The sequence below is a fragment of the Magnetospirillum gryphiswaldense MSR-1 v2 genome (genome assembly GCF_000513295.1).
GTDB classification, from domain to species: Bacteria; Pseudomonadota; Alphaproteobacteria; order Rhodospirillales; family Magnetospirillaceae; genus Magnetospirillum; species Magnetospirillum gryphiswaldense.
Genome location: NC_023065.1, coordinates 2153551 through 2174964 on the forward strand (window position 1 = coordinate 2153551; position 21414 = coordinate 2174964).

The following is a 21414-nucleotide window of genomic DNA, read 5'->3' on the forward strand; positions in this document are numbered from 1 at the left end:
GGATTACAGGACTTCGCCGCTTTCCTCGATTTCCGCCACCCGCAGGATGTTGGTGGTGCCGGAACAGCCAAACGGCACGCCGGCGGTGATGACGATGCGGTCGCCGGGATGGGCGAAGGATTCATCCTGCGCCGCCTTGGCCGCCGTCTGCACCATTTCGGCGAAGCTGCGCACTTCCTGGGTCGGCACGCAATGCGCCCCCCACACCAGGGCCAGCTGGCGCGCCACCTCGATGCCCGAAGTGAGCGAGATGATCGGCTGCTGCGGTCGTTCGCGGGCGGCGCGCAAGGTGGTCGAGCCCGACGAGGTGAAGGTGACCACGGCGGCGGCCTTCAGCGTATGGGCGACCTGCCGGGCGGCGGCGGAAATGGCGTCGCGGGTGGTGTTTTCCGGCTGCGAGCGCGAGGCGTCGGTGATCACCGTATACTGGTCGTCTTCTTCCACCCGATTGATGATGCGGTCCATCATGGTCACCGCGTCCACCGGATAATCGCCCGAGGCGGTTTCCGCCGACAGCATCACCGCGTCGGCGCCGTCATAGATGGCGGTGGCCACGTCCGAGGCCTCGGCTCGGGTCGGCGATGGCGAATGGACCATGGAATCCAGCATCTGGGTCGCCACCACCACCGGCTTGCCGGCGGAGCGGCAGCACTTGATGATGCGTTTTTGTAGGATCGGCACCGATTCCGGCGGGCATTCCACCCCCAGATCGCCGCGTGCCACCATCACCGCGTCGGACAATTCGACGATTTCTTCCAGGTAATCGATGGCCGAGGGCTTTTCCAGCTTGGACAACAGGCGCACGCGGCTGCCCACCTTGCGGGCGATCAGCTTGCGCGCTTCCAGGACGTCGCCGGGACGCTGGACGAAGGACAGCGCGATCCAGTCCGCCCCCATGTCGACGGCGAAATCCAGATCGGCCTTGTCCTTGTCGGTCAAGGGCGAGATGGGCAGCACCACGTTGGGGACGTTGACGCCCTTGTGGTTGGACAATTCACCGCCGACGATCACCCGCGTCTCGGCGAAATCACCGCCGTGCTGCTCGACCCGCAGCCGCAGCTTGCCGTCATCCAGCAGCAACTCGGTGCCCACGTTCATGGCGGCGAACACTTCCGGGTGCAAGAGCGGCGCGCGCACGCTAGTGCCCAGTTCCGGTGACAGATCCAGGCGGAAGGTGGCGCCGGTCTCCAGCTTGATCTTGCCATCGGCGAACTTGCCGACCCGCAGCTTGGGGCCTTGCAGATCGGCCAGCACGCCGATGGGACGTCCGATCTTTTGTTCCAGCGCGCGGATGGTGTCGTAGCGGGCCTGATGGTCGGCATGGCTGCCGTGGCTGAAATTCAGGCGGAAAACGTCAGCCCCGGCCCGGAACAGGCTTTCAATGGCCTGCGGCGTCGACGACGCCGGGCCCAGGGTGGCGATGATCTTGGCTTTTCTTGTTCTACGCATCTTGGGTCCTTAGCAACCGAAGGCGGGATATTTTGTGGTGCGCACCATAGCAGACGGGCGCGCCGCCGCCTACCGCGCCTGGATGACGGTTTTCCACTGCCCGAAGGTGTGGGGTCAGCTGCCGCGCTGGCTTTGCACCACGCGATAGCGCGCCACCACCCAGCCCAGATGGGCCTGCATGGCGACGGCGGCGGCATCGGCATCGCCGGCGGCGATGGCATCGGCGATGGCCCGATGATGGCCCAGGATGGTCTGATCATCCTCGGGCGTCGGGAACATTTCATAGCGGTGATAATCCAGCATCTGCTGCAAGATGCCGCGAAACACCCCCATCACATGCATGTAGACGGTGGAACCCGACGCTTTGGCCACCGCCAGATGAAAGCGGATGTCGTTTTCGGTCTTGTGCTTGCCGGCATTGATGTCGGCCTCGGTCGCGGCCATCACCTCGGACAACTCGGCCAGATTGGCGGGGGTGGCGTTTTGTGCCGCCCGCCGAGCTGCCCACACTTCGATCTGTCCGCGGATCTCCGCCAGATCGGCCAGGGTCTCATGGTTGGCCTTGACCAGTTGGGCCAAGGACGCATCCATGCAGGCGGCATTGGATACCACACGGGTGCCGCCGCCTTGGACCGCGTCCAACAGGCCTTGGGTCTTCAGGGTTTGCAGCGCCGCCCGCACCGACACGCGTGACACGCCCATGTCCTCGGCCAGTTGACGTTCACCGGGGAGACGCTGCCCCACCGCCCATTCGCCGCTGGCGATACGGGCAAGAATGCGGTCGGCGACGCGGTCGGAAACGCGGGTGCGGGGATCGGCCGGGACCGTATCTGAAGTGTCATTGGTCATGCCGGATGGTGAGCATAACCACCCGCCATCGTCAAGTGGGGTTCGCCTTGCGGGCAAGATGAATGCCTGCCAAAACCACCATGGCCCCGACCACCTGCACCATCCCCAGCGTCTCGGCGAACAGTACCCAGGCCATCAGCACCGCCACCACCGGCTGCAACAACAGCACCACCGCCCCGAACGACGCCGACACATGGGCCAGCCCCCAGGCGATCAACCCCTGGCCGGCGCATTGCGACACCAGGGCGAGGCCCAGCACCACCGCCCAGCCGCGCAAGGTGGTCGGCCACACGGTTTCGCCCAAGGCCAGGGCGGCAGCCAGGATGACCAGGGCGGCCACCGCCCCACCCACCGCCATCAACAAGGGGGTCGGCAAATCTGCGCGGGCGCGGCCCACCGCCAGGATATAGCCGGCATAGAACAGCCCCGACAACAGCGACAAGCCATCACCAGCCAGCCGGTCCAGGGACAAATCCGGGGCACCGCCGACCAGGGCCAGGGCGCCGGTGAAGGCGACCAGCAAGGCCAGGGTGAAGCGGGCCGACGGGCGCTGGCGCCAGATCAGCCACAGGGCCAAAGCGACGAAGATGGGCGCCATGTTGGTGAACAAAGAGGCATTGGCGACGCTGGTCAGCATGATGCCCAGATGCCAGACGATCATGTCGCCAGCGAAGAACAATCCCGACAGCGCCATCACCCGCCATTGGCCGGGACTGGGCCGGCAGGCCGGCGCCCGATACATCAGCAGCAGAAACACCGGCACCGACCAGAACAGGCGATGAAAGCCGGTAGCCACCGGCCCCACGTCCGACAACCGCACGAAAATGGGGGCGAAGCCGATGGCCACCGCCCCCAGGATCAATGCCGCCAGACCGCGGCGGCCATTGCCGGCGATCACCTCACCACGACCCGCTGGCTGCCCAATCCGTCGACGCCCGCCGCCATGACGTCGCCCGGTTGCAGGAACAGGCCACGGCCCATTCCGACCCCGGCGGGGGTGCCGGTCAGGATGACGTCGCCCGCCGCCAACGCCATGAAGTGCGACAGATGGGCGATGATCTCGGCGACGCCGAACACCATGTCAGCGGTGCGGCCATCTTGCTGACGGATGCCGTTGATTTCGGTCCACAGCCCCAAGGCTTGCGGGTCGGGCACCTGGGCGGCGGGCACCAGATACGGCCCCAGCGGGCAGAATCCCGGCCCCGACTTGCCCTTGATCCACTGGCCGCCCCGATCCATCTGCCAGTCGCGGGCGGAAACGTCGTTGGCGGTCATGTAGCCGGCCACATGGGACAGCGCCTGATCCACCCCCACCTGCCAGACCGGGCGCCCGATCAGCACCGCCAGTTCCACTTCCCAATCCAGCTTTTGCGTCCCGGCGGGAAAGGCCAGATCGTCGAACGGACCGGCCAACGCCCCGGTATGCTTGGAAAACACCACCGGTTCCGCCGGCGGGGCCAGACCGATCTCGGCGGCGTGGTCGTGATAATTGAGACCGATGCACAGGATATTGCCGATACCGGCCACCGGCACGCCCAGGCGCGGGCGACCGGGCACCACCGGCAAGGCCGCCGCGTCCACACCGGCCAGGGCGGCGAAATCCACGTCGGCACAGATATCGGCACAGTGGCCGGACAGATCGCGGACGACACCGTCCGCATCCACCAGACCGGGCTTTTCCGCCCCCTTGTCGCCCCAGCGCACCAGTCTCATGGATTGCCCCATGGACCCAAGGCGGCGGGCGAACGCTTAAGGTCGAGAAACTCGGTCATTTCAGTCCCCGGCAAGGGTTTGGACAGCAAGAAGCCCTGGACCTTGTCGCAGCCGAAGCCGGTGAGGAAATCCAGTTGCGCCTTGTTCTCGATCCCCGGAGCCACCACGGTCATGTGCAGGCCACGGGCCAGGGCGACGATGGCGGTGACGATCTCGGATTCGTCCTCGGAACTGGACAGGTTGCGGACGAAGCTTTGCGCCACCTTCAAGATGGTCACCGGCAAGCGGCGCAGGAAGGCGAAGGACGAATAGCCCGAGCCGAATTCGTCGATGGCCAACCCCACCCCCAGGGCGGCGAAGCGGGCGAACAGCGCCGAGGGGTCAAAAGCCTTGTCGATGACACAGGTTTCCATCACCTCGAGAACCAGGGCCTGGGGCGGCAATTGCGACACCTCCAAGGCGGCGGCGACCATTTCGATCAGATCGGGCTGGCGCAACTGGCGTGGCGACAGGTTGATGTGCAGGCGCAAATCCACGTGGCCGGCATCACGCCAAAGCTTGGCCTGACGGCAGGCCTGGTCGAACACCCAGCGTCCGATGGGAACGATCATGCCGGTTTCCTCGGCCAAGGCCAGGAATTGGTTGGGGGCAACCACCCCCACTTCCGGATGACGCCAGCGCAGCAAGGCCTCGACCGCCACCGCACGACCGCTCTTGACGTCGAAGATAGGCTGGTAATGCAACAGGAACTGGCCCTGATCGACGGCACCGCGCAGGGCGTTTTCCAGCGCCAAACGCTCGAACGCCTCGGCGTTGACCGCCTCGGAATGGAACTGGCAGGAATTGCGGCCCAGATGCTTGGCCCGATACATGGCGGCATCGGCCAGCTTCAGCAAGGTCTGCGGATCGCCGGCATCTGTCGGGTAAAGCGATACGCCGATGGAGGAACTGATATGCGCCTCGCCGCCGGTCAAGGCGACCGGCTCTTGCAGCAGGCGCAACACCTTGTGCCCGACCACCGCCGCGTCACGGGGGTCTTGGACGTCTTCCAAGATGATGGTGAATTCGTCGCCCGACAGCCGCGCCACCGTGTCACCCTGGCGGATGCACGACGACAGCCGCTCGGCCACCTGCTGCAACAGCATGTCGCCGGCCAGATGGCCCATGGTGTCGTTGACCTGCTTGAACCGGTCCAGGTCGATGAACAGCAGCGCCACCAGATTATGATTGCGCGAAGCTCGGGCGATGGCTCGGGTCAGACGTTCCTGGAACAAGGTGCGATTGGGCAGCCGGGTCAGCGGATCGTGGTTGGCGGCATAGGACAGCCGTTCCTCCACCTGCTTGCGCGAGGTGATGTCGCTGATGACGGCGACGAAATTCTGCACCTTGCCGTCGGTATCGCGGACCACGGCGATATTTTGCCAGCCGGCGAACATTTCGCCGTCCTTGCGGCGATCCCAGATTTCGCCTTGCCACTTGCCGTCGCGCAGCAAGACGGCCCACAACTGGATAAAAAAATCGTGGTCGTGCCGTCCCGAGGCCAACAAGCTGGGATTACGGCCCAGCACTTCATCGGCGGCATAACCGGTGATGCGGGTGAAGGCCGGATTGACATGAATGATCCGATTTTCGGCGTCGGTGACGAACAGGCCGTCGCCGGAATTCTCGAACACCGTCGCCGCCAGACGCATATTGTCTTCCAGGCGCTTTCTCTCGGTGATGTCCTCGACCACGGTAACGGTAAAGGGCTGCTGGCCATCGGCCTCGCGCATCACCGTGCAGGTCAGCTTGGCCCAGATGATGCGTCCGTCCTTGGCGACATAGCGCTTGGTCAGTTGAAAGCCATCGCGGCTGCCGTCCAGCACCTCGGCCCGCAGCGTGTCATTCAAGCCGATATCGTCGGGATAGGTGATGGCGCGGAACTTTTCCCCGCGCAACTCAGCATCGCCATAGCCGACCATGGACAAAAAGGCGGGATTGGCCTCGACCATACGGCCATGGGCGTCGGCCAGCACCACGCCCAGGCCCGCATTGGCGAAAAGCGCGCGGAATCGCCCTTCCGACCGCTTCAGCGCGCTGGCCGCATGGGACCGCTCGATGGCATAGAAAATGGCCCGGCGCACCAGATTGCCGTCGCCTTGACCCTTGACCAGATAATCCTGGGCGCCTTGGCGCAGGGCCTGAAGCGCCAGAGCCTCATCGTTGGTGCCGGTCAGCACCACCACCGGCACCAAAGGATGGGCGGCGCGCAGGCGGTCCAGGGTATCCATGCCGAAGGAGTCGGGCAAGGACAGGTCCAGCAGCACCACGTCGATGATGTTGGTATCAAGAAGACCAAGCGCCGCCGACAGCAATTCCGCCTTCAGGACGCGAAAGGGCGAGGTAATGTCTTCAAGCAGATAAAGCTCGACCAGCCGGGCGTCGCCTGGATTATCCTCGACCACCAGGACGGTACAGCCGGAGCGTTGGCCTCCCGGCTCCATGACGGCTCAGCGCGGCGGCAGGGTGACGACCGAACACCAATACTCCTCAATGGAGCGCACCACCGAGATGAAGCGGTCCAGATCGACCGGCTTGGTGATGTAGCAATTGGCGTGCAGATCGTAGGTGCGCATGATGTCCTGTTCCGCCTGCGAGGTGGTCAGCACCACCACCGGAATGCGGCGCAGGTTGGGATCGGCCTTCATCTCGGCCAGAACCTGCCGGCCATCCTTGCGCGGCAGGTTGAGGTCAAGCAGCACCAGATTGGGCACCGGAGCCTCGGCGAACGGACCTTCGCGGCGCAGATAGGTCATCGCCTCGACACCGTCGACCACGACCTTGAGTCGGCTGGACATGCGGCCTTCCTTCAAGGCCTCCTGCGCCAGACGGGCGTCACCGGGATTGTCCTCGACCAGGAGGATGTCAAAGGTGTCGGGGGCGGTACGCAGGCTCACGCAAAGGCTCCTTCAAGGTGCCGGTTTGGGCAATAACAACAGCACTATAAAGGCCTTCTGTAAACTTGCAAATGTCCAACACCAAAAATGGCACCGCCGCGCTTAAACGTTCTCCCATCCTTCATGGCAATAATCCACCAGCACCGCCAGATCGGCGATGGCCACATTCTGGCCGTCCACCACTACGCCACGCCCTTTCAACTGGGCGAAAGCCCGCGACAGGGTTTCCGGGCGCACGCCGACACGGGCGGCGATCAGGCCTTTGTTGTGGGGCAGCCGCACGATCACCGCGCCGCGCCGCCTTGCCGTCAACCCCAGCAGGTAAAGCGCCAAACGCTGGCTGGCGGATTTCAGCTTCAAATCCTTGATTTCGCGCACCAGCAGACGGAAATGCCGGGCCAGCGACCCCAACATGGCCAAGGCCAGATCGGGGCTGGCGCGCAAATCGTCCAACAGCGCCTGACGCGGCAGTTCCAATACCCGTGCCGGAGCAAGCGCGGTGGCCGCGATCAGATAAGGCTTGCCGGTCAACACGGCGGCGGCGACGAAGGCTTCGCCCGCATCCAGGATTTCCACCACCGTGTCGTCGCCCAGATCTTCGACCTTGCCCGACAGGCCGATCTGACCTTCCAGCAACACATAAAGTGCCTTGGCTTCATCGCCTTGAGAAAACAGCACCGTCCCCCGGGGCAGCCGGACCACTCGCGCCACTTGGGCCATGCGGGTCAAGGTGGGGGCGTCGATACCGGCGAACATGGGCACCCGGGCCAGGATGTCCACATCCTCGCCCCGCAACCCTTCGGCCATTTGGATCATCGTCGTCATCACGGCCCCCAGATCGGCGAGTTTCGACCACTGCACCTGAACGGCGACGAAATTGGTTTGATCCCGGTCAAGAAAAAATAAGACCGGGTCCGAAGTGAGGGGGAGTTCGGACCCGGTCTACCCGGCACGTTCGGCATGAGCGTCATTGGGTATGGAGCATCATCTGCATTTCAGCGTTATTGCTCTTTGACTTCCGTCAACAGGACAGCCGAAATACCCATCGCAGCGTTATTGACATCAGTCAAATCCGGCACTTGACCACAGTCAATCACATAATGCTAATAAACAGAGCACCATGGAGCAAACATCAGCGGGGCGGCAGACCATGACCGAGGTGGATACGGAAGGCTATCTGATCGATCCCAGCGCCTGGGACGAGGATTTCGCCCAACAGGCGGCGCTGGCCGAGGGCATCAGCTTGACCGATGACCATTGGCGGGTCATCCGCTTCATGCGCCAATGGCTGGACGAGCATCAGGTCGCCCCCGACGCCCGCCACGTGATGAAGCACCTGACGCAAGCCACCGGGGCCGGACGCAACCGTTTGTTCGAGCTGTTTCCCTATGGCTATGTGCAGCAGGCCTGCAAGATCGCCGGCATGAAGCGCCCGCGGGCGTGGAGCACGGGCTAGGCCCGCAATTCCGCCGGGGCGCGGAAGCTGAAATTAGCCGGCGCGGCGGCGATGGCCTGACGGGCGCGGTCCAGACGGGCGCGCAGATCGTCGGGCAGATGCTCCTCGCCGCCGATGGCGCGGGCGATCTCCACCAGCGACGGCATGCCCTTCTCACCGCCGGTCACCTTGCCGCCGCCGGCAATGGTGGCGCGCACCAGATCGCGGATCAGGGTGCGTTTGCCATCCAGCACCGCCTTGCGCACGCCTTCCAGATCGTCGTCGCGGCCCAGATCGGCGAACACCGTCACCCGGTGGTGGGGGTCGATGCCGTGCGGCGACAGATGGCCATAGGCCGACAATTCCACGTCGACGCCCTGGGCCACCTGCCCGGCCAAGTCACGCACCAAAGCGCGGTAATCGGCATAGGCGGTCAGGATGGCGGCGATGGTGCCGGCATCGGCAGGAACCGAGACATTGACGTCGGTGGACGTGCTCCACGGTTTCATCCGCCCGTCGGGGATGACCCGGGCCTTGGTGCGGGCCATATCGGGGGCGCCTTCACGGATGGCGCGAAAGGTTTCCATCTCGGCCCCGGACGAAAAGCCGACGCCGAATTCGATCATCACGCCGCCGATGGTCTCCGTCTCCGGGTCCATCAGGCTGAACAGAACGTCGTCCACCGATTGTTCCGACCAGCCGGTGATGCAGGCCAGCATGTCGGCATTGGCGTATTCGCACGATTGCAGAAGCCCTTGCGCCTTGCTGCGGGCCGGATCCTGGGCGTGCTCGATAAAGGATTCCAGTGAATCGCGGCTGACCAGTTCGACGCCGTTCAAGACGGTGTCACCATTGCCCAGCCGACCGCCGGCCCCCGGCAAATTAACCCGCGTCCACGGCTCCAGATAGGCCAGCAGACCGGCCACCGCGTCGATATCGGTGCCCTGCACCGGCAGTACCAGACCGAATTCCGCCGGCGGCACCTCGTAGAAGCGGAACACCGCCGCCACCACCATGCCGGTCCAGCCCTGCATCCCCTCGACCAGATCCAGATCGTCACCGGCCAGCAGCCGCGCCCCGCAACCATCGGCCACCACCACCGCTTCCAAGGTGGAGCTGGGACGCATACGCAACGGCCCCATGGCCCCGGTGGCGACGACACCGCCCACATAGGCCGAGCCGACGCTGGTCAGATCCACCAGCACCCGGGCATTGCCGCCCACATGTTCGGCCAGGGCGGCGTTGACCTGGGTGAAGGTCAAGCCGGCACCGACGATAATGGTACCTTGCTCACGGCGGATGCACAGCTGATGGGTCTTCAAATCCACGGGTGCAGTATGGGCATCGACCAGTTCGGGGGTAAGCGCGCCCTTAGGCCGGATGGCGATGACGCCGGTGAAACCGCTGATGCCGTCGGCCTGGTAATCGTACGAGCCGATGGCGCTGGTCAGGCCGCCGGTGGGCATGACGGCATAGCCCTGCCCCACCGCCTGGGTGACAGCATCGGCCACGTCGCCGGTGACCAGCAACAGGGCTTCCAGCTTCTTGCCGCCGTCATCCACAAGCTGGGCGCGGCTGAGGCTGGCGAAATCGATGGCGGCGGATTCCATGGTCATGATCGCAGGATACAAGCGGCTTTCCGGCAGCGGAGGCGCGGACAATAGCATCAACATTGCCCTGGAAGAAGCCATTCTATGTCCAGTTTAACGGAGGCGGCCATGCCGGGACCGCACATCACTACCCCAACAGGTGGGATAGCCCGTAAAGGGCCAGTCCGGCCAAACCGCCGACAAGGGTGCCGTTGACCCGGATGTACTGCAGATCGCCGCCCACCTGGGCCTCCAGCTTGGCCACCAAGGTGGCGCCGTCCCAGCGTTCCACCACCTGGGCGATGAAATCACCGATCTGATGGCGGCTGGGCACCAAGGCGCGCTCGACCACCCGGATCAGCCGGCGGTCCAACCGGGCGCGGGCGGCCTGGTCGGCGGCCAGGGCGCGGCCCCAGCCGGCAATGGCCGCACTCAGCCCCGGCAACAGGCGGTCCTCCGCCAGCCAATCGGCCAGGGCTTTTTCGCCCGCCGCAGTCAGGCGCGCATCCAGGTCGCGATCCTCGCCCAGACGCTGGGTCAGAGTGTGCAGCCAGTGTTCAAACCCTTGCCGCCACGGATGGTCGGCGCGGCGCAGATCATCGAGACCGGCGGCCAGGGCGGCACTCAGCTTTTCCGCCAGTTTGCGGTCGACCCAGGCGGGTACCCAGCGGCCCGAACCATCGGCGACCTTGGCGACGATGAAGGAATTATCGGCGGCCAGGGCCCCGGCCACGCCATCGAGCAGCCGGTCGAAGGCACGCTGATGGCCGTGTTGGCGCATGATCATACGCAAGGCCCGCGCCAGCGACGGCCCCGGCTGGACCAACGCCAACAAGGCGGTACGGCTGTCGGCATCATCGGCCAGACGCAACAGGCGGCGGGCGAGGACGCGGGCGACTTCCGGCTGCGCCAGCCGGTCGGCCAGCCACGCGGCGGGCGAACCCTGACGCAGCCGCGCCGCCACCAGATCGGGGGCGAGGAAATTGTCGCGGACGAAATCACCCAAGGCCCGCCCCAGCCGCTTTTGATTGGCCGGGATCAGGCCGGTATGGGGAATGGGCAGGCCGAGCGGGCGCCGGAACAAGGCGGTGACGGCGAACCAATCGGCGATGCCGCCGGCCAGGGCCGCCTCGGCAAAGGCTTTCAGCGCCGGAATGTGGAAATACCAGGCCACGCCGAACAGCACCGCCATGACCAGCAACAAGCCGCCGGCCAGCAAATGCGGCGGGATAAGCTTGGATTTTCCCATCATTGCCGCCATGTCATGCTGGAGGGAAACCATGAAGCGAGAATTGGGCGAAGATGACCGACACCTTGCAAGCCGAAATCGTCGGGTCCATCCATGCCATCCCCGCCTCCGACTGGAACGCCTGCGCCGGGGCCGGCAATCCCTTTATCCGCCATGGCTTCCTGGCGGCCTTGGAACAGTCGCGTGCGGTCGCCGGCGAAACCGGCTGGCTGCCCCGTCATGTACTGATACGCGACGGGCATGGCGAAATCGTGGCGGTGGCGCCCATGTACGTCAAAAGCCACTCCTATGGCGAATACGTGTTCGATTGGGGCTGGGCGGAAACCTATGCCAGGGCGGGCGGTCGATACTATCCCAAACTGCAATGCGCCGTGCCCTTCACCCCGGCCACCGGGCCACGCCTGCTGTCGCGCCACGACGACCCGGCCCACCGGCTGGCCCTGGCCGAAACCATGGTGCGGCTGGCATCGCAGGCGGGGATGTCGTCGCTGCACATCACCTTTCCCACCGAGGCCGAGGCGGATCTGCTGGAAAGCGCCGGCTTCATCCGCCGCCTGGGCTGCCAATATCATTGGGAGAACGCCGATTACGGCTGTTTCGATGATTTCCTTGGGCACTTGTCGTCGCGCAAGCGCAAGCAGGTGCGCAAGGAACGCCAGGCGGTGGCGGCCCAGGGGTTCCATATCACCACCTTGGTCGGGGCCGACATCAAAGCCCGGCACTGGGATGCCTTCCATCGCTTCTACGAAAACGTCATCGACCGGAAATGGGGATCGGCCTATCTCACCCGCGCCTTCTTCGACCATCTGTCGGGATCGGAAGTGGCCGACAAGGTGGTGCTGGTGTGGGTGGAACAAGACGGCCAGCCGGTGGCCGCCGCCTTCAACATGCTGGGCGACGACACCTTGTTCGGGCGCAACTGGGGCTGCGCCCCCGGGCTTCAGGCGCCCTTCCTGCATTTCGAGGCCTGTTACTACCGCGCCATCGATTTCGCCATCGCCCACAAGATCAAGCGGGTCGAGGCCGGGGCCCAAGGCGAACATAAGGTGGCGCGCGGCTATCTGCCCAATGCCACCCATTCCGCCCATTGGATCAAGGACGAGGGTTTACGCCGCGCCGTCGAGAAATTCGTCGCTCATGAACGCGCGCTTTTAGCCGAGGACATGACCGAACAGGCGGAGCTTGGTCCCTACAAACAATCCACTTGAACCCCTTGTCGGCGAGAGAGACAATGACCAAGTGGAAAAGTCGTCTCCCCCAGGGCTGTGACGCCAAGAGGGACACGGAGTACGGGAGTGCTCGCCATGGCCTATGTCATCGCACCGCAAACCACCTTCGGGGCCGATTTCAGCCGCTGCCGGCCACTGGTCTTCGACCCTTATCTGACCAACCGGCGCCTGTTGCGCGACATGCTGTCCGGCATGGGCTGTGAACGGGTGATGGATTGCGGTCGCCTGCGCGACACCATCCTGACCATCGAGACCGAACAACCCAATGTCCTGTTTCTGGACTGGTCCGAGCAGGTGGATGCCATCGACTTCCTGCATCGCCTGCGCGCACCCGCCAACCAGCATCGGTTCTTGCCGGTGGTGGTGATGACCGCTTATGCCGGCCTCAACCACATCGCCGCCGCCCGCGACGCCGGCAGTAACGAGTTCATGCTGCGCCCGTGGTCGCAACAGGTTCTCGCCAGCCGCCTGCGCTCCATCGTCGAACATCCGCGTCTTTACATCCAAGGCGGCGGTTTTTTTGGCCCCGATCGCAGGCGCCGCCGACTGGATTTCCAGGACCACGACCGCCGCCGCCACGAAAACTGGCGCAGCGCCGACCGCCGCGACCCCATAGGCGCCGTGTGGGACGGCCCCGAACGCCGCCAGGGCCACCGTGGTTTCCAGCCGCTTGAACGCCGCGATGCCCCGCGGGTCTGACCGAGCCCGCCGGGTATCGCCTTCCTCCGTCCGTGCCGGGATCTGCCGTCATCTCCCCCGGCACGGCGGAGGAGGGTGAGTTTGCACCGACGTAGAGCGGTGATAGGATCGCCACCCATGTGGTGATCGGGGAGCAGGCGAACATGGCCGACGGGCCAAGTCCAGAACAGCAGGCGGATTATCTGGTCCGTAAGTTGGAACAAACCATCCGCGACAACCGTACGGTTAAGGGCATGTCGTTCCGCACCTGGCAGGCCATCGCCCGCGAGGAGATCGTCAACACCCTGCGCGCCGCCGAACGCCGCCACACCCAACACGACCGCACCGTCAACCGGGTCATGCTGATCGGTGCCGCATCCCTGGTCAGCATCGGCTTTTGGGGGGCGGTAGTGGCGGTGGACCGCACCTTCGGCGGCTGGGCCGCCCTGGTGTCGGTGCTGGCCGGCGCCTGCCTGTTCTTCATCGCCGCCGATTGGGGCATCAAACGGGCCAGCGCCGGCTGGAGCAAGCGCAAGCGACAGGAACGTCTCGCCAATATCGAGGATCTGGACCGCCGCATCAAACGCATGGAAGAGGCCTTGCGCAAAAAAGAAGGCCGCCTCAAGGAAAAAATGGAAGAAGTCGGCTTGCTTTAACCCCGGCACGGCCCCCATGTGCAAACCTGGGCGGGCATGATACGGTGAGTCCTTAAACCTTCCCGTAGAGAAGGTAACGAGGCTAGGAGGCAAGCCATGGCGCGATCGGTCCTGGTGGTCGACGACGAACCCAATATCGTCCTGTCGCTGGAGTTCCTGTTGAAACAGGTGGGCTATGACGTGCACGTGGCCCGCGACGGTGACGCCGCCCTGGCCGCCATCGCCGAGCACAAGCCCGGTCTGGTGCTCCTCGACGTGATGATGCCCAAGCGCGACGGCTATGACGTGTGCCAGACGGTGCGCGCCAATCCCGACTGGGCCGATATCCGCATCATCATGCTGACCGCCAAGGGCCGCGAGGTCGAGCGCGAAAAGGGCATGGCGCTCGGCGCCGACGAATACGTGACCAAACCGTTTTCCACCCGCGACGTGGTGGAAAAGGTGCGGTCGTTCCTGGGTAATCCCTGATCCGACGAAGGAGGGCACCATGACCGAGCGCAAGCGGGTCACCCTCCTGATCGGCGCCACCGCGCTTTCGGTGCTGCTGGTCGGCCTGGCCTCGCGCATGCCGGCACCGGCACCGCTGGTGGCCGGGATCGGAGTGATCCCCCTGGCCCTGCTGTTGATGCTGTGGCGCCGCTGCGCCCCGCAACCGCAGGTCGCCCCGCCGCCTCACGCCGAGGCACCGCCCCCGCCCACGCGGCGCGAACCGGCTCGGGCCTGGGTCGCCGGCGCGCTGGCCGAACTGCCCGACGCCGCCATCTTGTGTGAATGGCCCAGCCACCGCATCGCCTGCGCCAACACTGCCGCCGCCGCTCTGTTCGGGCGCTCGGCCCTGCCCATGGGCGGCGACATCGCCATGATCCTGCCCATGGAACCGCTGTTGCGGGCCTTGGAAGGTCTTGAAGCCGGCGGCCACACCGCCTTCACCTGCGCCAGTGCCGACGGCGCGGCACTTTTGCGGGCCAGACTGCGCCTTCACGACGGTTTCTACCTGCTGACCCTGACGCCCGAGGACGCCGAACCGACACGAGCCCTGCGAGAACTGAGCCTGCGCCGCGCCTCGGTGCGTGATCTGCGTCGACCTTTGGCCAATTTGCGGGCGGCGGCGGAAACCATCGCCCTTTATCCCGACATGACCCCGCGGGAACGAACCGCCTTCGACGAGGTGATCACCGAGGAAAGCGCCGCCCTCTCCCGCGCCGTCGAACGGCTGGAAGCCGACATCGCCACCCAGATCCCCAGCGCCGCCAGCACCGATCTTTATTCGCAGGATCTGTTCAACTGTCTGGCCCGACGGCTGACCGCCCATCGCATCCGCCTCAACATGGTGGGCATCCCCCTGTGGCTGCACGGCGACAGCCGTGGCTTGCTGGATGCGCTGACCGTCCTGGCCCGGCACCTGGCCCAGGCCACCGGCCACAGCGAATTCGATTTCGAGGCCTTGCTGGCCGATCGCCGCGTCTATGTGGATTTGGCCTGGAACGGCACCGCCGTGCCGGCGGCCATGGTGGAAGTGTGGCTGGACCTGCCCGCCGGCGATGGCGGCGACAGCGTCCGCGAGTTGCTCGACCGTCACCAATCCGAACCGTGGAGCCAAAGCGGCGGCGGCCCCTTGTCGGTGTTGCGCATCCCGTTGCCGCCACCGCATCGTCCGCAATTTTCCCCTAGCGACCGACCGCGCCCGCCGCGCCCCGAGGTGCACGACCTGGATTTGATGCAGCGCCACCTGCACGCGGGCGGCCTGACCAATGAAAAATTGAGCGACCTGACCTTCGTCGCCTTCGATTGCGAAACCACCGGCCTGCGCCCCGACCAGGGTGACCGGCTGATCCAGGTGGGCGCCGTCCGCATCGGCCAGGGCCGGGTATTGTCGGGGGAAAGTTTCGAGCGTCTGATCGATCCCGGCATCCCCATTCCGGCGCAATCCATGGCCTATCACGGCATCAGCAACGACATGGTCAAGGGCAAACCACCCCTGGCGGTGGTGCTGCCGCAATTCGCCGCCTTCGCCGGCACCTCCGCCCTGGCCGGCCACAACGTCGCCTTCGATCTCAAGTTCCTGCATGCCGCCCAAGGCGAAACCGGCATCGCCCTGCGCCAGCCGGTGCTCGACACCATGATCCTGGCGGCGCTGTTGGACCCCGGCTATGACCTGTCGCTGGAAGCGGTGGCCGGACGGTTGGGGGTGCCGCCCCTGCCCCATCGCTCGGCCCTGTCCGACGCCCTGGTGACGGCGGAAATCCTGGCCCGATTGATCGCGCCTTTGGAAGCCCGCGGCATCCGCACCCTGGGCCAAGCCTGTCAGGCCAGCCTGGATTGGCTGACCCAGGGGCACCGGTCGTGAGGCCGGGCCCGTCGCCGCGCCTGCGCCTGACCCGCCCGGCGGGCAAGCGCGAGCGGCTGATCGCCGCCTTCCTGCTGGGGCTGGCGCTGTTCTCGCCGCCGCTCCTGAACGTGGCGTCGCGCGATTACATGGTCGCCGGCATCCCGTTCCTGGTGCTGTGGCTGTTCGGCGGCTGGCTGGCGCTGATCGTCATCATGGCCCTAGTGGTGGAACGTTCCGGCGACGGGGACTGACATGGTTTCCGGCCCCGTCGTCGTCGCCATCTCCATCGCCTATCTGCTGGTGCTGTTCGCCATCGCCTGGTACGGCGACCGCCGCGCCGCGCAAGGCCGCTCGCTGATCGCCAACCCCACCACCTATGCCCTGTCCATCGCCGTGTTCTGCACCTCTTGGACCTTTTACGGCAGTGTCGGGCGCGCCGCCTCGGGCGGGTTGGCCTTCCTGCCCATCTATCTGGGGCCGACCCTGGTGGTGGCGTTGTCGGGCGTCATCATCGGCAAGATGGTCCATATCGGCCGCACCCACCGCATCACCTCCATCGCCGATTTCATTTCCGCCCGCTACGGTAAAAGTCCGGTGCTGGGCGGCGTCGTCACCATCATCGCCGTGCTCGGCATCATGCCTTATATCTCGTTGCAGCTTAAGGCGGTGTCCACCACCCTGACGGCGCTGCTGGAATGGCCGCACACCAATCTGCCCATGTCCAATATCCCGGTCCTGGGCGACACCGTCTTGCTGGTAGCCATCTTCCTCGCCGCCTTCGCCATCTTGTTCGGCACCCGCCACATCGACGCCGCCGAGCACCACGAAGGCATGGTGCTGGCCATCGCCTTCGAATCGGTGGTCAAGCTGGTGGCTTTTCTGGCGGTGGGGATATTCGTCACCTATGGCCTCTATGACGGCTTCGCCGACATCTTCCTGAAGGCCGCCGACAACCCTGACCTGCGCGCCTTGTTCACCATCAGCGGCGGCGGTTATGGCGATTGGGTCGCCCTGGTCATCCTGTCCATGCTGGCCTTCACCTGCCTGCCGCGCCAGTTTCAGGTCACCGTGGTGGAAAACGTCGACCGCCGTCACGTGGACAAGGCGGTGTGGCTGTTCCCGCTTTACCTGCTGGCCATCAACATCTTCGTCCTGCCGGTGGCCCTGGCCGGACGCATGACCTTTGCCGGCCAGGACATCATCCCCGATCTCTACGTCCTTGCCCTGCCCCTGACCCACGGCGCCACCGGGCTGGCGGTGCTGGTGTTCCTGGGCGGGCTGTCGGCGGCGGCCAGCATGGTCATCGTCGAGACCATCGCCCTGTCCACTATGGTCTGCAACGATCTGGTCATGCCGCTGTTGCTGCGCCTGCGCTGGCTGGGGCTGGCCCAGCGGTCCGACCTGTCGGGGCTGCTGCTGACCATCCGCCGCGGCACCATCGCCGCCGTCGTCCTGCTGGGCTATGCCTATGTGCGGCTGATCGGTGATTCTTACGCCCTGGTGACCATCGGTCTGGTCAGTTTCTGCGCCGCCGCCCAGTTCGCCCCCGCCTTGATCGGCGGCATCCTGTGGAAAGGCGCCACCGAGAAAGGCGCCCTGGCCGGGCTCTTGTCCGGTTTCGCCGTGTGGACCTATACCCTGCTGCTGCCCAGCTTCGCCCGCTCCGGCTGGCTGCCGGTGGCCTTCGCTGAACAAGGGCTGGCCGGCATCGAATTGCTGAAGCCCTATGCCCTGTTCGGCCTGAGCGGGCTGGAGCCGGTGACCCATGCCCTGGTGTGGAGCATGCTGGCCAATGTGGGCGCCTATGTGTCGGTGTCGCTGCTGACCGGCCACACCGCCATGGAGCGCATTCAGGCGTCACTGTTCGTCGATGCGCTGCGCCCCAGCGCCCCCCATCGCGGGCGCTCGCGCTTTTGGCGCGGCACCGCCGCCATCAGCGAATTGAAGGCGTTGTGCGTGCGCTTCGTCGGCCCCGACAACGCCGAGCGCGCCTTCACCCAATGGGCCGAGCATCGCGGTATCGACCTGGATAAGCTGACCGAGGCCGATTCCGAACTGGTGGACATGGCTGAAACCCTGCTGGCCGGGGCCATCGGCGCCGCCTCCGCCCGGGTCATGGTGGCATCGGTGTCGAAAGGCGAGGTGGTCGGCCTGGACGAGGTGATGGAAATCCTGGACGAAGCCAGTCAGGTCATCGCCTATTCGCAACGCCTGGAAGCGGCCACCGCCGAGTTGAAAGCCGCCAACGAACGGCTGACGGAACTGGACCGGATGAAGGACGACTTCATCTCGACGGTGACCCATGAATTACGTACGCCATTGACTTCGATCCGCTCGTTTTCGGAAATCCTGTTCGACAACCCTGGCATCGACGAGGCGCAACGGCTGGAATTCCTGGCCATCATCATCAAGGAAAGCGAACGGCTGACCCGGTTGATCAACCAAGTCCTCGACATGGCCAAGATGGAATCGGGGCGGATGACCTGGCACTTCGTCATGGTCGAGCCGCGCCAGTTGATCCAGGACAGCATCGCCGCCACCGGCGCCCTGTTCGAGGATCGCAGGGTTACGCTGGAAACCCGCTTGGCCGACGACTTGCCGCCCTTGCGCACCGATGCCGACAAGTTCATGCAGGTGGTGATCAACCTGCTGTCCAACGCCGTCAAATTCGTCGAAGCCGGCCAGGGCCGGGTGCGGCTGACCCTGGCCGCGACCGCCCTCGGCATCCGCGTCGAGGTGGCCGATAACGGCCCCGGCCTGCCCGCCAATGCCCTGGAGGCGGTATTCGACAAGTTCCATCAGGTCGGCGACACCCTGACCAACAAGCCCAAGGGCACCGGCCTGGGACTGGCCATTTCAAGGACCATCGTCGAGCATCTGGGCGGGCGCATCTGGGTCGACAGCATCGAGGGCCAGGGCGCCACTTTCACCTTCGAACTGCCCAACCAGCCGCCAGAGGCAAACGCGGGCTGAATTTCCAGCTTCATTCCAGCGGATATATCCACCCGGTTTGGCCGACGACAGGACAGGGATAATCGGCTATAAGCCGCCCATGCAATACGACATCATCATCATCGGCGCCGGCGCCGCCGGCCTGATGGCCGCCGCCAGTGCCGGCCAGCGCGGCCGCAAGGTCGTGGTCCTCGATCACGGCGAAAAGCCCGGGGCCAAGATTCTGATTTCCGGCGGCGGGCGGTGCAATTTCACCAATCGCAACATCGCGCCGGAACGCTATCTGTCGGCCAATCCGCATTTCGCCAAATCGGCGTTGAAGCGCTATAGCCAGAACGACTTCATCGCCTTGGTCGGCAAATACCGCATCGCCTATCACGAACGCGATCTCGGGCAATTGTTCTGCGACCAGTCCTCGGCCCTGATCCTCAATATGCTGCTGGACGAAGCCGGCGCCGGCTCGGTCGAACTGCGCCTGGGCGCCAAAGTCGGCGGCATCACCGGCTCCGGCCCCTATACGATCAATACCGAGGACGGGCCGATCACCGCCGGTTCGGTCATCGTCGCCACCGGCGGCTTGTCCATTCCCAAGCTGGGCGCCACCAGCTATGCCCATTTCGCCGCCCGCGATTACGGCCTGGGGGTGACGGCGATCCGCCCGGCCCTGGTGCCCTTGACCTTCACCGATGCCGATCTGGATTTCGTCCGGGTGCTGACCGGCATCGCCGTGGATGGCGTGGTCAGTTGCGGCAAGACCAGCTTCCGCGAGGCGGTGCTGTTCACCCATCGCGGCCTGTCGGGGCCGGCCATTTTGCAAATATCGTCCTATTGGCGCGAGGGCCAGGACATCACCGTCAACCTCGCCCCCGACCTGGACGTGGCGGCCAAGCTGATCGAGCGCAAGGACCAAAGGCCCAAGGCCGAGGCCAAGACCATCCTGGCGGAAATGCTGCCGTCACGGCTGGCCGACGGCATGTGCGAGCGCGCCGGCATCGGCAAGAAGCCCATGGCCGAATTGTCCAACAAGGCGCTAACCCAGTTGGGACAAATGGTCAATGCCTGGAAATTGCTGCCCGCCGGCACCGAGGGCTGGCGCACGGCGGAAGTCACCTTGGGCGGCGTCGACACCGAGGCGCTATCGTCCAAGACCATGGAGGCCAAGGCCCATCCCGGCCTGTTCTTCGTCGGCGAGGCGGTGGACGTCACCGGCTGGCTGGGCGGCTATAACTTCCAATGGGCATGGTCGTCGGGCTGGGTGGCCGGGCAGCACGCCTGACCACCCGGCAAGGTCTTACGCCTGGCCCTTGGCCTGCTCCAACACCCCAAGCAGGTGATCGCGCTGGCCCAGGATGTTCTGCGCCTGCTCGGTGTGACCCAAGGTGTTGAGGATCGAGGCGAAGGTTTCCAGGGTCGGCACCAGCGGCCCAAGGGCGCTGGCCGGATCGATCTTGGCCTGTTCCTGGAACACGCCCACCGCTTCCACCGCCGCGTCCAAGGCCTCGGCATCGGCATGGGCCTCGTGCTGGCGACTGGCCAGATTGGCCAGGGACTGGGCCAGGAACAGACGATACTGGTCGGGCGCGGCTTCGGCCAGGGCTCGGGCCAGTTCGGCGGCTTCCTCCACCAGCGGCAACGATTCGCCATAGAAACCGTCGCGGCTTTTGGCGAAAGCGCCCTGTTGCAGGGTCAGAGCCAACAGGTGATGCACCGCCATGGGCACCTGATCTTCAGGGAAGACTTCGGCGGTCATGCGGCGCACGGCAATGGCTTCTTCCCACAATCCGCCTTCGGCCAGGGCCATGGCGTTGCGGTGCAGGGCGTCGACCATGATGCCGAGGAAGGAATAAAGCGCCTCGCCGCCGTCGCGGAAGATTTCCACCGCCTGACCTAATTCGTCGATGGCGCGCAAGCTTTGCCCCGCCCGCCACGACCGTCCCGACTGATTCATCAGGGTCGAGACCAGGACGAAACGAGCCTCGGCCGGGGCGGTGTCGATCGCCCGCTTGCCCAGGGCCAAGGCCTCGTCGCCGGCCAGCCGGGCTTCATCGTCGCGGCCCAAATCGGACAGGCGATTGGACATGTTGTTGAGCGCCGAGGCCAGATGGACGGCAAAGGTGCCGACATCGCTGTCGGTCAGCAGCCGCAGATGATCGACGCCCTCGATGGAGGCGGCCAGGGCGCGTTCCATCTCGCCGGCTTCCGACAATTTGGCGGCCAGGGCCAGTTGCGCCTCGGCGAAGGCGGGAACCAGGGCCGGCGGATCGGCCTCGACCTCGGCGCGGTGGCTGGCGATGACGTCGCGCAACTCGGCCACGTCCATGCTGGTGAAATCGGTCATCTGGGCACTCCT

The 21414-nt window shown here is 65.3% G+C and carries 19 protein-coding genes; 9 read left to right on the top strand and 10 right to left on the bottom strand.

Annotation, left to right across the window (positions count from 1 at the left end; translation table 11 throughout):
* Positions 1-3: 3 nt before the first annotated feature.
* The 7 genes from pyk to MGMSRV2_RS10180 form a co-directional block, all read right to left on the bottom strand.
* On the bottom strand, positions 4-1449 hold the full coding sequence (pyk, locus tag MGMSRV2_RS10150) for a pyruvate kinase (protein ID WP_024080265.1): 1446 nt from the start codon (positions 1447-1449) through the stop codon (positions 4-6).
* 114 nt (positions 1450-1563) lie between these two features.
* Positions 1564-2298, bottom strand: coding sequence for a FadR/GntR family transcriptional regulator (locus MGMSRV2_RS10155; RefSeq protein ID WP_024080266.1), 735 nt, complete (start codon positions 2296-2298; stop codon positions 1564-1566).
* 31 nt (positions 2299-2329) lie between these two features.
* The gene (locus MGMSRV2_RS10160) at positions 2330-3196 is read right to left on the bottom strand and encodes a DMT family transporter (RefSeq protein ID WP_024080267.1); all 867 of its coding nucleotides are present in this window, start codon (positions 3194-3196) and stop codon (positions 2330-2332) included.
* On the bottom strand, positions 3193-4011 hold the full coding sequence (locus tag MGMSRV2_RS10165; protein WP_024080268.1) for a fumarylacetoacetate hydrolase family protein: 819 nt from the start codon (positions 4009-4011) through the stop codon (positions 3193-3195). The genes MGMSRV2_RS10160 and MGMSRV2_RS10165 overlap by 4 nt, the downstream gene beginning before the upstream one ends.
* Entirely contained in the window at positions 4008-6494 is a 2487-nt protein-coding gene (locus MGMSRV2_RS10170) for a two-component system response regulator (protein WP_024080269.1), read from the bottom strand. The genes MGMSRV2_RS10165 and MGMSRV2_RS10170 overlap by 4 nt, the downstream gene beginning before the upstream one ends.
* Positions 6495-6500: 6 nt before the next feature.
* Positions 6501-6947: a response regulator gene (locus MGMSRV2_RS10175; RefSeq protein WP_024080270.1), complete on the bottom strand. Its 447-nt coding sequence runs from the start codon at positions 6945-6947 to the stop codon at positions 6501-6503.
* Positions 6948-7049: 102 nt separating this feature from the next.
* Positions 7050-7772, bottom strand: a complete 723-nt coding sequence (locus MGMSRV2_RS10180; RefSeq protein ID WP_024080271.1) for a cyclic nucleotide-binding domain-containing protein — start codon at positions 7770-7772, stop codon at positions 7050-7052.
* Between the two features lie 325 nt (positions 7773-8097).
* Here MGMSRV2_RS10180 and MGMSRV2_RS10185 point away from each other — a divergent pair, with 325 nt between their 5' ends.
* Positions 8098-8403 (top strand): TusE/DsrC/DsvC family sulfur relay protein, encoded by a 306-nt coding sequence (locus MGMSRV2_RS10185; RefSeq protein WP_024080272.1) that lies wholly within the window; start codon positions 8098-8100, stop codon positions 8401-8403.
* Here MGMSRV2_RS10185 and MGMSRV2_RS10190 read toward each other — a convergent pair.
* Both MGMSRV2_RS10190 and MGMSRV2_RS10195 read right to left on the bottom strand, forming a co-directional pair.
* Complete coding sequence (locus tag MGMSRV2_RS10190) at positions 8400-9998, bottom strand: FAD-binding oxidoreductase (protein WP_242410735.1); 1599 nt, start codon at positions 9996-9998, stop codon at positions 8400-8402. The genes MGMSRV2_RS10185 and MGMSRV2_RS10190 overlap by 4 nt on opposite strands.
* A 121-nt stretch (positions 9999-10119) precedes the next feature.
* Positions 10120-11223: a DUF445 domain-containing protein gene (locus MGMSRV2_RS10195; RefSeq protein ID WP_041633569.1), complete on the bottom strand. Its 1104-nt coding sequence runs from the start codon at positions 11221-11223 to the stop codon at positions 10120-10122.
* A 50-nt stretch (positions 11224-11273) separates the two neighbouring features.
* On the opposite strand from MGMSRV2_RS10195, the gene MGMSRV2_RS10200 reads away from it, so the two are divergent.
* The 8 genes from MGMSRV2_RS10200 to MGMSRV2_RS10235 all read left to right on the top strand — a co-directional run bounded on the left by MGMSRV2_RS10200 (position 11274) and on the right by MGMSRV2_RS10235 (position 20340).
* Positions 11274-12428, top strand: a complete 1155-nt coding sequence (locus tag MGMSRV2_RS10200) for a GNAT family N-acetyltransferase (protein WP_024080275.1) — start codon at positions 11274-11276, stop codon at positions 12426-12428.
* A gap of 96 nt (positions 12429-12524) precedes the next feature.
* Positions 12525-13148 (top strand): response regulator, encoded by a 624-nt coding sequence (locus MGMSRV2_RS10205; RefSeq protein WP_024080276.1) that lies wholly within the window; start codon positions 12525-12527, stop codon positions 13146-13148.
* Between the two features lie 143 nt (positions 13149-13291).
* Positions 13292-13783: a hypothetical protein gene (locus MGMSRV2_RS10210; protein WP_024080277.1), complete on the top strand. Its 492-nt coding sequence runs from the start codon at positions 13292-13294 to the stop codon at positions 13781-13783.
* Positions 13784-13879: 96 nt separating this feature from the next.
* Positions 13880-14251: a response regulator transcription factor gene (locus tag MGMSRV2_RS10215; protein ID WP_024080278.1), complete on the top strand. Its 372-nt coding sequence runs from the start codon at positions 13880-13882 to the stop codon at positions 14249-14251.
* 19 nt (positions 14252-14270) lie between these two features.
* On the top strand, positions 14271-16130 hold the full coding sequence (locus MGMSRV2_RS10220; protein WP_024080279.1) for a 3'-5' exonuclease: 1860 nt from the start codon (positions 14271-14273) through the stop codon (positions 16128-16130).
* The gene (locus MGMSRV2_RS10225) at positions 16127-16363 is read left to right on the top strand and encodes a hypothetical protein (RefSeq protein ID WP_024080280.1); all 237 of its coding nucleotides are present in this window, start codon (positions 16127-16129) and stop codon (positions 16361-16363) included. Before MGMSRV2_RS10220 ends, MGMSRV2_RS10225 begins: the two co-directional genes overlap by 4 nt.
* 1 nt (position 16364) lies before the next feature.
* Complete coding sequence (locus MGMSRV2_RS10230; protein WP_024080281.1) at positions 16365-19085, top strand: ATP-binding protein; 2721 nt, start codon at positions 16365-16367, stop codon at positions 19083-19085.
* Positions 19086-19164: 79 nt separating this feature from the next.
* A complete protein-coding gene (locus MGMSRV2_RS10235) occupies positions 19165-20340 on the top strand; it encodes a BaiN/RdsA family NAD(P)/FAD-dependent oxidoreductase (RefSeq protein WP_024080282.1) in 1176 nt (391 codons plus the stop codon).
* Positions 20341-20355: 15 nt separating this feature from the next.
* Here the strand turns inward: MGMSRV2_RS10235 and MGMSRV2_RS10240 are convergent, their stop codons facing one another.
* Positions 20356-21402 carry a tetratricopeptide repeat protein gene (locus MGMSRV2_RS10240; protein WP_024080283.1) on the bottom strand — a complete coding sequence of 349 codons (1047 nt, stop codon included), beginning with the start codon at positions 21400-21402 and terminating at the stop codon, positions 20356-20358.
* Positions 21403-21414: the final 12 nt, after the last annotated feature.

Coding starts and splice junctions, on each gene's coding strand:
- MGMSRV2_RS10165 (WP_024080268.1), bottom strand. CDS start 4,011: ATGAGACTGGTGCGCTGGGGCGACAAGGGGGCGGAAAAGCCCGGTCTG.
- MGMSRV2_RS10185 (WP_024080272.1), top strand. CDS start 8,098: ATGACCGAGGTGGATACGGAAGGCTATCTGATCGATCCCAGCGCCTGG.
- MGMSRV2_RS10230 (WP_024080281.1), top strand. CDS start 16,365: ATGGTTTCCGGCCCCGTCGTCGTCGCCATCTCCATCGCCTATCTGCTG.
- pyk (WP_024080265.1), bottom strand. CDS start 1,449: ATGCGTAGAACAAGAAAAGCCAAGATCATCGCCACCCTGGGCCCGGCG.
- MGMSRV2_RS10200 (WP_024080275.1), top strand. CDS start 11,274: ATGACCGACACCTTGCAAGCCGAAATCGTCGGGTCCATCCATGCCATC.
- MGMSRV2_RS10195 (WP_041633569.1), bottom strand. CDS start 11,223: ATGATGGGAAAATCCAAGCTTATCCCGCCGCATTTGCTGGCCGGCGGC.
- MGMSRV2_RS10180 (WP_024080271.1), bottom strand. CDS start 7,772: ATGACGACGATGATCCAAATGGCCGAAGGGTTGCGGGGCGAGGATGTG.
- MGMSRV2_RS10215 (WP_024080278.1), top strand. CDS start 13,880: ATGGCGCGATCGGTCCTGGTGGTCGACGACGAACCCAATATCGTCCTG.
- MGMSRV2_RS10170 (WP_024080269.1), bottom strand. CDS start 6,494: ATGGAGCCGGGAGGCCAACGCTCCGGCTGTACCGTCCTGGTGGTCGAG.
- MGMSRV2_RS10210 (WP_024080277.1), top strand. CDS start 13,292: ATGGCCGACGGGCCAAGTCCAGAACAGCAGGCGGATTATCTGGTCCGT.
- MGMSRV2_RS10205 (WP_024080276.1), top strand. CDS start 12,525: ATGGCCTATGTCATCGCACCGCAAACCACCTTCGGGGCCGATTTCAGC.
- MGMSRV2_RS10155 (WP_024080266.1), bottom strand. CDS start 2,298: ATGACCAATGACACTTCAGATACGGTCCCGGCCGATCCCCGCACCCGC.
- MGMSRV2_RS10220 (WP_024080279.1), top strand. CDS start 14,271: ATGACCGAGCGCAAGCGGGTCACCCTCCTGATCGGCGCCACCGCGCTT.
- MGMSRV2_RS10235 (WP_024080282.1), top strand. CDS start 19,165: ATGCAATACGACATCATCATCATCGGCGCCGGCGCCGCCGGCCTGATG.
- MGMSRV2_RS10240 (WP_024080283.1), bottom strand. CDS start 21,402: ATGACCGATTTCACCAGCATGGACGTGGCCGAGTTGCGCGACGTCATC.
- MGMSRV2_RS10190 (WP_242410735.1), bottom strand. CDS start 9,998: ATGACCATGGAATCCGCCGCCATCGATTTCGCCAGCCTCAGCCGCGCC.